Source organism: Novosphingobium mississippiense (assembly GCF_044029535.1).
Lineage (GTDB): Bacteria > Pseudomonadota > Alphaproteobacteria > Sphingomonadales > Sphingomonadaceae > Novosphingobium.
Window position 1 is genome coordinate 2,164,142 of the sequence record NZ_CP147001.1, and the last position, 13,771, is coordinate 2,177,912.

Genomic DNA, 13,771 nt, shown 5'->3' on the forward strand with positions numbered 1-13,771 from the left:
TGAACATTCGTACAGCACGCGCGCAAGTAGCGTCAAGAACGACGGCACCCCCTCCCGAACGCAAAAAGAAGCCCGCCGGACCTGAGTCCGGCGGGCTGCAAAGGATGACTGGAGGCGCCCCCCAGCGCCTTGATCCCAGCCTTATTCGAAAGGCTCTTCGCCTTCGAGCTTGGTACGGTGCATCATGCGGCCGCAAGTCGGGTCATAGGCCTCGGCACGGTGCATGGTGCCGGTGTTGTCCCACATGACCAGATCGCCGACTTCCCATTCGTGGCTGTAGGTGAACTCTTCACCCGTCGCCCATTCGCGAAGGCCATGGATGATCATCGCGCTTTCCAGCGCCGACTTGCCGACCACCTGCGCGGACGTGCAACCGATCACCAGACTCTTGCGGCCGGACTTGTGCTTCCACACCAGCGGCAGTTCCTGCTCGCCGATCTGGGCATAGCCCTGCAGCTTGGCCAGGCTGGGTTCCGGTTCGTAGTAGAACAGGCTGGCCCAGGGGCCGTGCACCACGCGGTACTGTTCGTATTCGGCCTGCTTGTCGGCGGGCAGATCCTCGAACGCAGCATAGGTATTGGCGAAACCGGTGTTGCCGGTGCCGCGCGGGCTGGGCACGCGGCACGAAAGCAGCGAGGCTAGGATCGGCACGTCGTTACGGGTGCCGTCGATGTGCCAGTAGAGCGAACCCTTCAGGTACTCGGCGCTCATCGGGTTTTCCTTGGCGTCGAGCGTGATCTTCGAGATCACTTCCTCACCGCCCTTACGCTCCGGCGCGAAAGTGCCCAGCGTCTTGGTGAAGGCGATCTGCTCTTCATCGCTGAAGTTCACTTGCGGGAACACCAGCACGCCGCGCGCTTCCAGCAGATCGCGGATTTCCGCCGCGATCTCGCCCGAAAGCAGTTCTTCCCTGGTATTGAGGACGCGGCTGCCGATCTTCGGCTTGAGCGCCTCTGCCTTCAGCTGGGTCTTGGTGGCGACCGACATCGTGCAAACTCTCCAAACAACATTACGCCGCCGTGCAGCGTTCGGAGAGGGCGATATCATGGACTGAACGCCTGTTCAAACCAGCGCAGAGTGCCGCCGCAATCAATCGCCAGCGCGCATTTGGTCACATGGATCAGGCGTCAGGACTTTGCCCCAAGCCGGTCCAGCCACGATTCCACGATCGCCCGCGCCTGCGCGTGGCCGGCCGTGACGCCAAGACCTTCTTCCATCACGATGCAGCGGCCGATCCCGGCCAGCATCACCGCAAGGCCCGCCGGTTCGAAGCCTTCCACGCTCTTCAGGCGATCGCCGAACAGGTGTTCGATGATCGCCACCTGCCGCGCGCGCATCGCAACGCTATGCTCGGCCATCTTCTCGCGCACGGCGGGACGGTGGTTGGCCAGGGCCATGAACTCCAGCGACATCGCAGTTCGGCTGGTATCGACGAAAAAGCCCCAGAGCGCCCGCACCGGATCCTCGCTGGCCAGCGCCTGCTCGATCATGCCGTCGCTGTCCGCAGCGCCCTGGCGGCAGACTTCCAGCAGCAGATCGTCGGTCGTGGGGAAGTAGTAGTGCACCAGCGAAGGCTTCAGCCCCGCGCGCGCGGCCACCCGGCGCGTGCTGGCGGCGGCATAGCCTTCGTCCCGGATCAGATCGACCGCCGCTTCCACGATGCGTGCCCGCGTGGCTGACGTTTCTGCCCCGATCCTGCGTACTGCCCCTGCCATCTGAACTCCTCTGAAGATCGGCATGCCTAGGGCGAGCCGAACACAAGATCAACCGAGCGTGACTCGCTTGCCTTTTGTTCTTGTTATGTTCACAATGTTGGAATGCGAGTCCACAAGGGCAGAGGTGCCGTCTCCGGACAGGCCAGCACGCGCTTCAACCTTCCCCAGCGGGAGGCCGATGGTGACTGGCTGGACGCATCGGTCGATATCGATGGAGAGCCCCCACCGCTGCGCACGACGGTGGCCGAACTGACGCCGCGCACGATCCTGTCTTTCAACAAATCTCCCGACGTTCCGTTCGACCGCTCCATCAATGCCTACAACGGCTGCGAACATGGCTGCATCTACTGCTTCGCCCGCCCCACCCATGCCTATCACGACCTGTCTCCCGGCCTCGATTTCGAGACGAAGCTCTTCGTGAAGCCACAGGCGGTGAAGCTGCTTCGCGAGACGCTGGCAAAGCCCAGCTACCGCCCTGCCCCCATCGCCATGGGCACCAATACCGATCCCTATCAGCCGATCGAGGCGCGATACCAACTGACGCGCCAGATCCTCGAACTCTGCCTGGAAGTGCGCCATCCGGTGACGATCACCACCAAGTCGGACCGGGTGGTGCGCGATCTGGATATTCTGGCCGAACTGGCGCGCCACAACCTGACCCATGTTGCCGTCTCGGTCACCAGCATGGACCCTGCCCTCTCCCGCCTGCTGGAACCGCGCGCGGTCGCCCCGGCCAAGCGCCTTGCCGCGCTGGGCAAGCTCGCCGACGCCGGCGTGCCCACCCATGTATCGGTGGCACCCGTGATCCCGGCAATCACCGACACCTACATCGAAGACATCCTCCAAGCCGCGGCGGAGCGCGGAATCCGCAGCGCTTCGTGGATCATCGTGCGCCTGCCCCACGAAGTCGCCCCGCTGTTCCGCGAATGGCTGGATACCCATTTCCCGGACCGGGCCGGCAAGGTCATGGCGACGATCCAGTCGATGCGCGAAGGGCGCGACAACGATCCGCAATTCTTCTCTCGCATGCGGCCGGACGGGGTGTGGGCCCAGGTGTTTCGGCAGCGCTTTGCCATTGCGATGCGGCGCCTTGGCTTCGGCAAGCCGCAGGTCTCGCTCGACTGCTCGCAATTCCGGCCACCGAGCAGAGACGGACAACTCGCTCTGTTTTAGACAAAAGCGCTTTCCTCTGCGGTCCTGTCGATGCTTCGCGCGGCCGCCTAGGTCTTGCCGTCATGCAAGGGAGGGTGTGATGTCCGATAACCCGATAGTCATCGAAACCCGTGGCGCGGTGGAGGTGGTCACGCTGAACCGCGCCGACGCACTCAACACGTTCGACGAAGCGATGACTTACGCCCTGCGTGAATACTTCGCCGCCCTGCCCGATCGGCAGGACGTGCGCGTGGTGGTGCTGCGCGCCGATGGCCGCCATTTCAGCGCCGGGCTGGATCTGGCCAGCTGGGATAACGACCGTTCGCGCGGCGCGTTGCAGCATTGCTGGCACCTCCAGCGCTCGATCGCCGGGCTATTGGAACTGATGCGCGCCTGCCCGCAGCCGATCATCGGTCTGGGCCATGGCGCCGCCTGCGGAGCCGGTTTCTCCCTGCTGCTCGCCTGCGACATTCGCTACGGCACGCCGGACCTTCGGATGAACGCGGCCTATATCAAGGTGGGCCTTGGCGGTTGCGACCTGGGGTGCAGCTATTTCCTGCCGCGCATGGTCGGCGCCTCGGTGGCGGCCGAATACATGCTGACGGGCCGCTTCATGGAGGCGGAAACCGCGCTGCGGCACGGCCTGCTGGGGCTGATCACCCCGCGCGAAGACCTGCTGGACAGGGCACTGGCGGTCGCTGACGAGATGCTGGCCAATGCGCCGATGGGCCTTCGGCTGACCAAGGATGCGATCAATCGCAATCTCGACGCGCGCTCGCTGTCGGATGCGATGGCGCTGGAGGACCGCCAGCAGGTGATGATGCTGATGAGCGAGGATTTCGCCGAGGGGGTCTCGGCCTTCCACGCGCGTCGCGTGCCCGAATATCGGGATCGGTGAAACCGGATCCGGCCTTGCGTGTTCTCTCCTCCATCGAAAGGGACAGGATAGGAGCCCCGAATGGAGGAAAGGATCGTCGAGACCGATCGCGCTGCCGAAGCGCCGGTCCATAACACCACCATCATCCGCGAACGCTCGTCGGGCGGCGCCGGCATCGTGATGGCGCTGGTTCTACTGGTCGCCGTGCTGGGTGGCATCTATCTCTTCAGCCGCCAGACCGAGAGCCAGAACGCCCGCGACAACGCCGTGGCCAATGCCGCGCACGATGTCGGCGATGCCGCGAACAAGGTTGGCGATGCGGCGAAAGATGCTGCCGACAACCTTAACCACAAGGATTAAGGAAGCACCCTCAGGCCGGCAGCGAGTAATTGGCATAGAGGCGCCGCAACGCCTTCTTGTCCAGTTTACCGCTGCCGGTATGCGGCAATTCCTCCACGAATTCGATGGCATCGGGCAGCCACCAGCGCGCCACCTTGCCGGCGAGATATTCCTGAAGGTCTGAGGTGGCGAGCGTAACCCCCGGTTTGCGAACCACGGCCAGCAGCGGACGCTCGTCCCACTTCGGATGCGGAATGCCGATGGCGGCTGCTTCCACCACATCGGGATGGCCCACGGCGGCGTTTTCCAGTTCGACCGAACTGATCCATTCCCCGCCCGACTTGATCAGGTCCTTGGTTCGATCAGTCAGGTGCAGGGTTCCGTCAGGCGCAATCGTTGCGACATCACCGGTGCTGAACCACTGATCGTTGTCGACCGCATCGTCATCCGCGCGGAAATAGCGTTGCACGGTCCAGGGGCCACGCACTTGCAGGGCCCCTGACGAGGCGCCGTCATGCGGCAGTTCCCGGGCTGGATCGTCCAGCGCCGTCACGCGCACTTCGGCGCCATAGAGCGGCCGGCCCTGCCCGGATTTCACCGCGACTTGCTGTTCGAAGGTCAGCGCATCCCAGTCGGCCGGTTCGTAAGTGACTGTGGCGATGGGCGACGTCTCCGTCATGCCCCAGGCCTGCACCACCCGCACGCCGGCCCGCATCAGCCGCTCGACCACGCTGGCCGGAACCGCCGCGCCGCCGGACAGCGCCTGCCGGATCGGGGGAATTTCGCCGCCGGTCCGTTCCAGATGCTCGAACATGGAAAACCACACGGTGGGCACGCCCGCCACGTGGGTCACGCCTTCCTCTCGCATCAGCGAGCAAAGGGCATCGGGATCGTTCGTCTGGCTCCAGACCATCTTCGCCCCGCTGGCGGCAGAGGCCCAGGGCAGACCCCAGTTGTTGGCATGGAACATCGGGACGATCGGCAGCACTACCGATCGCGGCGACAGGTCCAGCGCGGACGGCGCGATCATCGCCAGCGTGTGCAGCACTTGCGAACGGTGGGTATAGACCACGCCCTTCGGCTGCCCGGTGGTGCCGCTGGTGTAGCACAACATGCAGGGCGAGCGTTCGCAGCCCGTGGTCCAGTGCGCCTCGCCATCCTCGCAACCGATCCAGCCTTCGAAATCGATGCCCCATTCCACCGAATCGAAGCAGATCGCGTGTTCCAGCTTCGGGCAAAGCGGCAGCAGTCTTTCGACCATGGGCCGAAACGCGGCGTCGTAAAACAGCACGCGATCTTCGGCATGCTCCACGATCCAGGCCAGCTGATCGTCGAACAGCCGCGGGTTGACGGTATGGAGCACGCAGCCCGCGCCCGTTATGCCGTACCACGCGGCCAGATGGCGGCCATGGTTCATCGCAAGGGTGGCCACCCGCTCTCCCGGGTAGATGTCGATCCGGCGCAGCGCCTGCACCAACTTCAGCGCATCACGGCGGATGCCGGCCCAGTTCGTGCGCGTCACGGCACCGTCCGCCCAGCGAGTCACGATTTCGCGATCGCCGTGCTCACGCGCGGCGTGATCGATCAGTCCTGATACGCGCAGGTCCCAGTCCTGCATGTCCCCCGGCATAGCCATCTCCCGCTATGCCGCCAATGTTATGAGGTCTCACGCCGCCTAGGCAAGACAGTCGTTTCACCATCCATCGCAAAGTCCCGACACCGTTGTTTCAATTCGGGATTCACTAGGCTGCCCGGCGCAATCCCTCCGGTCCACGACGCGCGATCAGCGAGATGTTGGACAGGCCCTCCACGCTGGCAAGCTGTTCGGCAAAGTCACCGTCCAGCGCGAAGTCGCGTCCGAGTCGCACTTTCTGCGTCTGACCACCGCCCAGATGCAGCGTCGCCATCACCTCGCCCGAACCGGCCGGACCGGGCCGCATCAGCAGCGCCAATTCCTGCACCGCCTCCACCCGATGGATATCGAGCGTCAGGAACATGCGCGCGTCCGCCTTCACTTCGGCCAGCGGGCGTGCGCCGCGTACGGTCACGCGCGGCGGTTCGTCGGCGTTGGGGCTGTCCAGTTCGACATTGAGCAGCACACAGGCGCCCTCCTTGCCCCATTTCACGAAGCTTTCGACCATGCTCTCTTCGAAACAGCAGGCCGAAAAGTTGCCCGAGGAATCCGAATAGTCGACCATCACGAAGTCCTTGCCGCGCTTGGTCTTTCGCTTCTGCACGTTCTCGACCATCGCCGCCATGACGGCGCCGGCACGCCCGCCGCCGCTGCCACCGGCCATCAGGCTGGAGAAGGTGCGCGCGCCGTTGGCCGAAGCCACCGCGCGGTACTGTTCCACCGGATGCGCGGCGAAGTAGAAGCCGAAATTCTCACGCTCCTTCGCCATCTGGTCGGTACGGCTCCATGGCTCCGCGTCGACAAGGCGCAGGCCCTGTTCGACGTGATCGTCGCCGCCGAACAGGCTGTTCTGGTCCGAATTGCGCTCGCGAGAGGAGCGGTCCGCCTCGGCCAGCAAAGTATCGGCGTTGGCCAGGACTTTGGCGCGGTTGGGCTCCAGCCCATCGAACCCGCCTGCTGCAGCAAGGCTTTCCAGCTGGCGGCGGTTCATCGATCCGGCCGGCGCGCGACGGAACACGTCGTCCAGGCTTTCGAACTTGCCGTTCGTCTCGCGCTCGGCGACCAGGGCTTCCATCGCCTTTTCGCCGACGTTGCGGATGCCCGCCAGCGCATAGCGCACGGCGTGGCTGTCCGGCGTTTCCTCCACGCAGAATTCGGCTTCGGACATGTTGATGTCGGGCGGGGCCAGTTCGATGCCGTTGCGGCGCGCGTCGTCCACGAAGATCGCCAGCTTTTCCGACTGGTGCATGTCGAAGCACATCGACGCGGCGTAGAATTCGTGCGGGTAATGCGCCTTGAACCATGCGGTATGGTAGGCGAGCAGCGCGTAGGCGGCGGCGTGCGACTTGTTGAAGCCATAGCCCGCGAACTTGTCGATCAAGTCGAACAGTTCGTTGGCCTTGGCGGCGTCGATGTTCGACACTTCCTTGCAGCCATCGACGAAGCGCTGGCGCTGCTTGTCCATTTCCGCCTGGACCTTCTTGCCCATCGCGCGGCGCAGAAGGTCAGCGTCGCCCAGCGAGTAGCCCGCCAGGATCTGCGCGGCCTGCATGACCTGTTCCTGGTAGACGAAGATCCCATAGGTCTCACTGAGGATGCCCGAGAGCTTCTCGTGCGGATACTCGATCGATTCCAGCCCGTTCTTGCGCCTGCCGAACAGCGGAATATTGTCCATCGGGCCCGGACGATAGAGTGAGACGAGCGCGATGATGTCGCCGAAATTGGTCGGCTTCACCGCCGCCAGCGTACGGCGCATGCCTTCCGATTCCAGCTGGAACACGCCGACCGTGTCGCCGCGCTTGAGCAGTTCGTAGACCGCCGCATCGTCCCAGGCGAGGGTCGAAAGGTTGATCGAAATCCCTCGCCGTTCCAGCAGGTCGCACGCCTTCTTCAGCACCGACAGCGTCTTCAGGCCGAGGAAGTCGAACTTCACGAGGCCGGTGTCTTCCACCGACTTCATGTCGAACTGCGTCACCGGCATGTCCGAACGCGGATCGCGGTAGAGCGGCACCAGTTGCGCCAGCGGACGGTCGCCGATGACCACACCCGCCGCGTGGGTGGACGAGTTGCGCGGCAGGCCTTCCAGCTGCACGGCAAGGTCGACGAGGCGCTTCACCTCGTGATCCACATCGTATTCGCGACGGAATTCGGCAACCGGCGGATCGGAGGTAACGCCGTGCTTCTTGCGGCCGTGCAGCGCCTCGGTCAGCGTCCAGGGGTCGGTCGGATGGTTGGGCACCATCTTGCAAAGCCCGTCGACGCGGCCGTAACCCATCTGCAGGATGCGCCCGCAATCGCGCAGCACGGCGCGGGCCTTCATCTTACCGAAGGTGATGATCTGGGCCACGTGATCGTGCCCGTACTTGCGCTGAACGTAGCGGATCACCTCACCGCGCCGGGTTTCGCAGAAGTCGATATCGAAGTCCGGCATCGAAACGCGTTCCGGGTTCAGGAAGCGTTCGAACAGCAGGCCCAGCTTCAGCGGGTCAAGGTCGGTGACGGTCAACGCCCAGGCGACCAGCGAACCTGCACCCGAACCACGGCCCGGCCCCACCGGAATGTCGTTGTCCTTCGCCCACTTGATGAAGTCGGCCACGATCAGGAAGTAGCCGGGGAAGCCCATGCCGACGATGATCTGCACTTCGAAATCGAGGCGCTTGGCATAGTCGAGGAAATCCTCGGTCACGCCGCGTTCGGCCAGTTCCTTGTAGGCTGCCTCACGCTCATCGCCCTGCAGGGCCATCGCGGCGTCGAGTTCGTCCTCGGTCACGTCCGGCCAATAGGGCGCCAGGCGGCTGGCAAGGCCGGCGCGCGAATTGTCCGCCAGCATCCGCGCCTCGCCCTCAAGGTCGCCAGCAAGGCTGGGCAGCAGCGGCTTGCGGCGCGGCGGCATATAGGCGCAGCGCTGCGCGACAACGAGCGTGTTGGCGAGCGCTTCGGGCAGGTCCGCGAACAGTTCCTGCATCATCTCGACCGGCTTCACCCAACGTTCGGATGAGGATCGCGGACGCTCCGGCGCATCGACTTGCGTGGAGTTGGCAATACAGAGCATCGCGTCATGCGCAGGGTGGAACTTCGCCTCGGCATATTGTGCAGGGTTGGTGCCGACCAGCGGGATATCGCGTTCGTAGGCGAGCGCGATCAGGTCTTCCTCGCTCTCGTCCTCCACATCCTCGCCGGTGCGGGTGATCTCGATGTAGAGTCGATCGCCGAACAGCGATTGCAGCGTGTCGCAATAGCTTTCCGCCGCTTCCGCTTTGCCCGCCGCGTAGAGCCGGGCGAGCGCGCCCTCCCCGCCGCCGGTCAGGCAGATCAGACCATCGGTGTGGCCGCGCAGGCTTTCCAGCTCGACATGGGCATCGAGTTCCAGCGGCCGATCGAGGTGCGCACGGCTGACAAGATCGCACAAGTTGAGCCAGCCCGCCTCGTTCTGCGCGAAGAGTGCCAGCCAGTCGATCGGGCGATCCTGCCCTTGCGCCACTGGGCCGGGGCGGCCGATGGCCAGGAACGTGCCGACGATAGGCTGCACCCCCGCGCCTTTGCACGCCTGCGCATAAGTGGGCGCGCCATAAAGGCCGTTGCGATCGCAGATCGCGGCGGCGGGGAACTTCCGCTCCTTCGCCAGCTTGGCCGCGGCCTTGGGATCGATCGCCCCGTCCAGCATCGTGAAACTCGAAAAGATGCGCAGGGGAACGAAAGGTGCATGGGCCATCGAAGGAATTTAGGCGTTGCGCCCCCGCGCAATCAAGGCCCCCGCGCGATCAATGCCGGTGCGAGGCCAGGGGCTGGGGATAAGCCGGGGGATACTGCTCTTCCCGGCGTCAATGCCTTCGCGCCAAGCCGCCGCCACGATCGGCCGGAGCGCCTTGAAAACGATGAGAAACAAGAGCATCGTCGGTATCGCAACTTCATCGAGTCCGGCTTGCCCGAATTGCCGCCCCCATCTTTCGGAACATCGGCAACAGTTCCCGCAAGTCCCGTTCATGTTCCGGGTGTGCACAGATCGTGCCACTCCCCTGGCCCATTCTCGCGGTCGTACTGGGAGACCTCTGAATGAAGTACGCCTATCTTGCCCTTGTTCCGCTGCTGCTTGCCCCGGATGGGCTGCTGCCCGACGAATTCGCCGCGTTGGCTCAGCAGAACCGCCCCGGACCATCGCAAGGCGCCCGGCCGCCGAGTGGTGGCGGAAACGCAACGCGACCGCCCAGCGGCGGCGGAGGCGGCCCACCCAACGGTGGTAGCAATGCCACCCGTCCTCCCAGTGGTGGCGGAAATGCGACCCGGCCGCCCAGCGGGGGCGGAAACGCAACGCGGCCGCCCGGCGGCGGCGGAAATGCGACACGCCCGCCAAGCGGGGGCGGAAACGCAACCCGACCGCCCAGCGGGGGCGGAAATGCCACGCGTCCTCCAAACGGCGGTGGTAACGCGACCCGTCCGCCAGGCGGTGGCAACAACCAGCGGCCACCGAACAATGGGCGTCCACCGAATAATGGACGACCGCCGAACAACGGCCGCCCACCCGTGGTAAACCAACCGCATCGCCCCGGGATGGGCCGTCCGCCGACGTTCCGCCCGATGCACGCGCCGCCCTTCCGCTATCCGCACGGCTATTCCTATCGCCGCTGGCGGACGCACATGATCCTTCCCGCAGTCTTCCTATCGGCGACCTACCTGTTCCAGGACTATGCGATGATCGGCGTCGGCCCGCCGCCGGTAGGCTACTACTGGGTGCGCTATGGCCCCGATCTGCTGCTTGTGGACCGCCGCACCCGCATGGTGGTCGATGTGATCTACGGCGCCTTCTACTGACGAAACGAAACGGGGCGCTGCCGGTATGGCAGCGCCCCGTTTTGATGTCCGGAAATCGGGCCGTTCAGAGCAGCGCGACGATGTCCTTTTCCAGCGCTTCGGGCTTGTCGGTAGGGGCGTAGCGACGCACCACCTTGCCGTCGCGGCCGATCAGGAACTTGGTGAAGTTCCACTTGATCGACTTGCTGCCCAGCACGCCCGGTGCCTCTGCCTTCAGCCATTGCCAAAGCGGCGGCGCGTTGTCGCCATTGACCTCCACCTTCCCCATCAACGGGAAGGAAAGGCCGAAGTTCACTTCGCAGAACTCGGCAATTTCCCCGGCGTCACCCGGTTCCTGGCCGCCGAACTGGTTGCAGGGAAAAGCCACAACCTCGAAACCCTGTGCGCCATGCTTGCGCCAGAGTTCCTCCAACCCCTTGTACTGCGGCGTGAACCCGCACTTGCTGGCAGTGTTGACCACCAGCAGCACTTTGCCCGCCCGGTCGGCCAGGCTGACATTCTTGCCATCAGGCAAAGTCGCCGTGAAATCGGCGATCGTGCGCGGATCCTTGCTCAACCGCCTGTACTCAGGCGTCTTTGCTGGGGAAGTCGGCCCGGCGGGACAAGGCGCGGATTTCGCCGATGCGGAACATGCGATCGCCGTCCTTCTGGATGGCATAATCGTCCTGTTCGTTTTCCGGCAGGCTCATAACGAAGTTGATCAGATCGACCACGGTGCCGCGGCGGATCACCTTCAGGTTATGGAACAGGCCGCCGCCGTCCGCGCACTTGTGCAGTTCCGCCGAGTCTTCCCAGTGGAACCGTTCCGGTCCGGAGCTTTCGGCCCGGATGGTGGACGGAATGTCGCTCATGTGCTGCGATCCTTCTGTGTGCTTGTATTCTAACGTATCTGGTATGCGAAATCACGGAATTCAACGAGAGTTCCGCTCGGCCATCCGGGATACCCACAAGGAGCAAGCCCGGCGCGTCTCGATACCATCAGGGCGATAGGTGCGGGGCAATAAGACTGGGGCAATGCCGATCAGGTCAGCACGCCTTCGTGCAGGCGCACGACGCGGTCCATCGCCGCAGCCAGCCGTTCGTTGTGCGTGGCCACCAGCGCGGCGCTGCCCTGCCCGCGCACCAGTTCCAGGAACTGGGCGAAGACCTTGTCCGCCGTCGCCTCGTCCAGATTGCCGGTGGGCTCGTCCGCCAGCACCAGCCGCGGGCGATTGGCGAGTGCGCGGGCGACTGCCACGCGCTGCTGTTCGCCGCCGGAAAGCTTGCTGGGCCGGTGTTCCAGGCGCTGGCCGAGGCCCAGCGCGCCCAGCAGTTCCTTCGCCCGATCCTCGCACTCGCCGCGCGGCTTGCCGGTGATCAGCTGCGGCAGCACCACGTTCTCGATCGCGTTGAAGTCCGGCAGCAGGTGGTGGAACTGGTAGACGAAACCGATGTGATCGCGGCGCACCGCCGCGCGGCGGTCCTTGCCCAGCTTCGATGCGTCGATCCCGGCAATCTCGATCAGACCGCCGAAGCCGCCTTCCAGCAGACCGATGGCCTGAAGCATCGTCGACTTGCCCGAGCCCGAGGGGCCGAGCAGCGCCACGATCTCGCCCGGCTGCACGTCCAGATTCACGCCGCGCAGAACGTCGATGGTGACGCCGCCCTGCTCGAAACTGCGGGTAAGGCCTTTGAGGCGAACGACAGGATCATTCATAGCGCAGCACCTGCACGGGATCGGTGCTCGCCGCCTTGTAGGCCGGGTAGAGCGTGGCAAGGAAACTGAAGACCAGTGACATCACGCAGATCACTGCGACCTCCACCGAATCAGGCTGAGAGGGCAATTCGGTCAGGAAGCGGATCGACGGATCCCACAGGTTCTGGCCGGTGACGATCTCCACCGCATGGACGATCGGCTGGCGAAAATAGAGGAAGATGAAGCCGACGATGACGCCGGCCACGGTGCCGAGCGCACCGATGCAGAAGCCGGTCGTCACGAAGACCTTCAGCAGCGAGCGGCGCGTGGCGCCCATCGTGCGCAGGATCGCGATGTCGCGCGTCTTGGCGCGGACCAGCATGATCAGCGAGGAGAGGATGTTGAACACCGCCACCAGCACGATGATGGACAGCACCACGAACATCGCCACGCGCTCCACCGCCAGCGCTTCGAACAACGAGGCATTGATGGTCTTCCAGTCGGTGACGACCGCCCGGCCCGCCAGCTTGCGCTGGATCGGGGCCAGGATGCGCTCGACATGGTCGGGATCGGTGGTGGTCACCTCGATCATGCCCACCGTGTCGCCAGTCAGCAGCAGGGTCTGCGCATCGCGCATCGGCATGACCACGAAGGCGTTGTCGTAGTCGTAGACGCCGATCTCGAAGATGGCGGCGACGCGATAGGATATCTGGCGCGGGACCGTGCCGAATGGCGTGGCGCGGCCCTGCGGGTTGATCACGGTGATCATGTCGCCCACTTGCGCGCCCAGGTTCTGCGCCAGTTGCGTGCCGATCGCGACATTGCTGCTGTCGGGCCGCAGGTCTGCCAGATTGCCCGACTTCACCTTGTCCTTCAGGCGGCCGATGTCGGTGTCGGTATTGCCGCGCACCAGGATCGCCTCCACCCGGCCGTTGAAGCTGGCCAGCAGCGGCTGCTCGATCAGCGGCGATGCCCGAACGACACCTGGCGTGCCCTGGACGTCCTTCAGAACGCCCTGCCAGTTGTCCAGCCGGCCACCATAGGCCTGGATGATCGCATGGCCGTTCAGCCCCACGATCTTGTCGAAGAGTTCGGCCCGGAAACCGTTCATGACGCTCATGACGATAACCAGCGCGGCGACGCCGAGCATGACGGCGACAAGGCTGATGCCGGCGACCAATGCGATAAAGCGCTCACCCTTTCCGGGCAGCATGTAGCGCTTTGCGATGGTCCATTCGAATGGGGACAGGATCAAGCGACGGGTCCGTCTGAGATCGTAGGATAGGGCGGCATTAAGGGCATGCGGGCGCAGTGGCAAGCAGGACCCTCGACGACCGCCGGGCGGATGGTGTCGGGTGGATTTGCGAGGCTGAACAATGCGTGAAGCGGAACGCGGTTCCCGAGGCGGTGCGATTCGCGCCGCGCCCCGGCCCGGCGGCCGCGTTGCCGTCATCAGGTGGTCATCTTCGGCGCGCAAGTCGCCAGCCTGCCGCCCTTTATGCCCGCACGCATCCGCGCGTTCCCGCGGGAGTCGGCGGTTCCTGCCCTTCTCCCCTTGCAATTGCGGGCGA

The 13,771-nt window shown here is 64.6% G+C and carries 12 protein-coding genes; 4 read left to right on the forward strand and 8 right to left on the reverse strand.

Annotated elements, in window-relative coordinates; genetic code table 11:
- Window positions 1-141: 141 nt before the first annotated feature.
- Window positions 142-987, reverse strand: coding sequence for a TauD/TfdA dioxygenase family protein (locus WBP06_RS10345; protein ID WP_395327191.1), 846 nt, complete (start codon window positions 985-987; stop codon window positions 142-144).
- A 140-nt stretch (window positions 988-1,127) separates the two neighbouring features.
- Window positions 1,128-1,715 carry a TetR/AcrR family transcriptional regulator gene (locus WBP06_RS10350; RefSeq protein WP_395327193.1) on the reverse strand — a complete coding sequence of 196 codons (588 nt, stop codon included), beginning with the start codon at window positions 1,713-1,715 and terminating at the stop codon, window positions 1,128-1,130.
- A gap of 102 nt (window positions 1,716-1,817) precedes the next feature.
- On the opposite strand from WBP06_RS10350, the gene WBP06_RS10355 reads away from it, so the two are divergent.
- The 3 genes from WBP06_RS10355 (at window position 1,818) to WBP06_RS10365 (ending at window position 4,104) form a co-directional block, all read left to right on the forward strand.
- The gene (locus WBP06_RS10355) at window positions 1,818-2,888 is read left to right on the forward strand and encodes a PA0069 family radical SAM protein (RefSeq protein WP_395327194.1); all 1,071 of its coding nucleotides are present in this window, start codon (window positions 1,818-1,820) and stop codon (window positions 2,886-2,888) included.
- A gap of 79 nt (window positions 2,889-2,967) precedes the next feature.
- Window positions 2,968-3,765, forward strand: coding sequence for an enoyl-CoA hydratase/isomerase family protein (locus WBP06_RS10360; protein WP_395327195.1), 798 nt, complete (start codon window positions 2,968-2,970; stop codon window positions 3,763-3,765).
- A gap of 60 nt (window positions 3,766-3,825) precedes the next feature.
- Entirely contained in the window at window positions 3,826-4,104 is a 279-nt protein-coding gene (locus tag WBP06_RS10365; RefSeq protein ID WP_395327197.1) for a hypothetical protein, read from the forward strand.
- Window positions 4,105-4,114: 10 nt separating this feature from the next.
- Here the strand turns inward: WBP06_RS10365 and WBP06_RS10370 are convergent, their stop codons facing one another.
- Window positions 4,115-5,713 carry a long-chain fatty acid--CoA ligase gene (locus tag WBP06_RS10370; RefSeq protein WP_395327199.1) on the reverse strand — a complete coding sequence of 533 codons (1,599 nt, stop codon included), beginning with the start codon at window positions 5,711-5,713 and terminating at the stop codon, window positions 4,115-4,117.
- A gap of 112 nt (window positions 5,714-5,825) precedes the next feature.
- Window positions 5,826-9,428 carry a DNA polymerase III subunit alpha gene (gene dnaE / locus WBP06_RS10375; protein WP_395327201.1) on the reverse strand — a complete coding sequence of 1,201 codons (3,603 nt, stop codon included), beginning with the start codon at window positions 9,426-9,428 and terminating at the stop codon, window positions 5,826-5,828.
- Window positions 9,429-10,264: 836 nt separating this feature from the next.
- Here dnaE and WBP06_RS10380 point away from each other — a divergent pair.
- Window positions 10,265-10,525: an RcnB family protein gene (locus tag WBP06_RS10380; RefSeq protein ID WP_395327202.1), complete on the forward strand. Its 261-nt coding sequence runs from the start codon at window positions 10,265-10,267 to the stop codon at window positions 10,523-10,525.
- 64 nt (window positions 10,526-10,589) lie between these two features.
- Here WBP06_RS10380 and WBP06_RS10385 read toward each other — a convergent pair whose 3' ends face one another.
- From WBP06_RS10385 to WBP06_RS10400, 4 genes are all read right to left on the reverse strand, one after another.
- Window positions 10,590-11,081 carry a glutathione peroxidase gene (locus WBP06_RS10385; RefSeq protein ID WP_395327204.1) on the reverse strand — a complete coding sequence of 164 codons (492 nt, stop codon included), beginning with the start codon at window positions 11,079-11,081 and terminating at the stop codon, window positions 10,590-10,592.
- Between the two features lie 10 nt (window positions 11,082-11,091).
- A complete protein-coding gene (locus WBP06_RS10390) occupies window positions 11,092-11,376 on the reverse strand; it encodes a hypothetical protein (RefSeq protein WP_395327206.1) in 285 nt (94 codons plus the stop codon).
- Window positions 11,377-11,546: 170 nt separating this feature from the next.
- Window positions 11,547-12,221, reverse strand: a complete 675-nt coding sequence (locus tag WBP06_RS10395; protein WP_395327208.1) for an ABC transporter ATP-binding protein — start codon at window positions 12,219-12,221, stop codon at window positions 11,547-11,549.
- Window positions 12,214-13,455, reverse strand: a complete 1,242-nt coding sequence (locus tag WBP06_RS10400; protein WP_395327210.1) for a lipoprotein-releasing ABC transporter permease subunit — start codon at window positions 13,453-13,455, stop codon at window positions 12,214-12,216. The genes WBP06_RS10395 and WBP06_RS10400 overlap by 8 nt, the downstream gene beginning before the upstream one ends.
- Window positions 13,456-13,771: the final 316 nt, after the last annotated feature.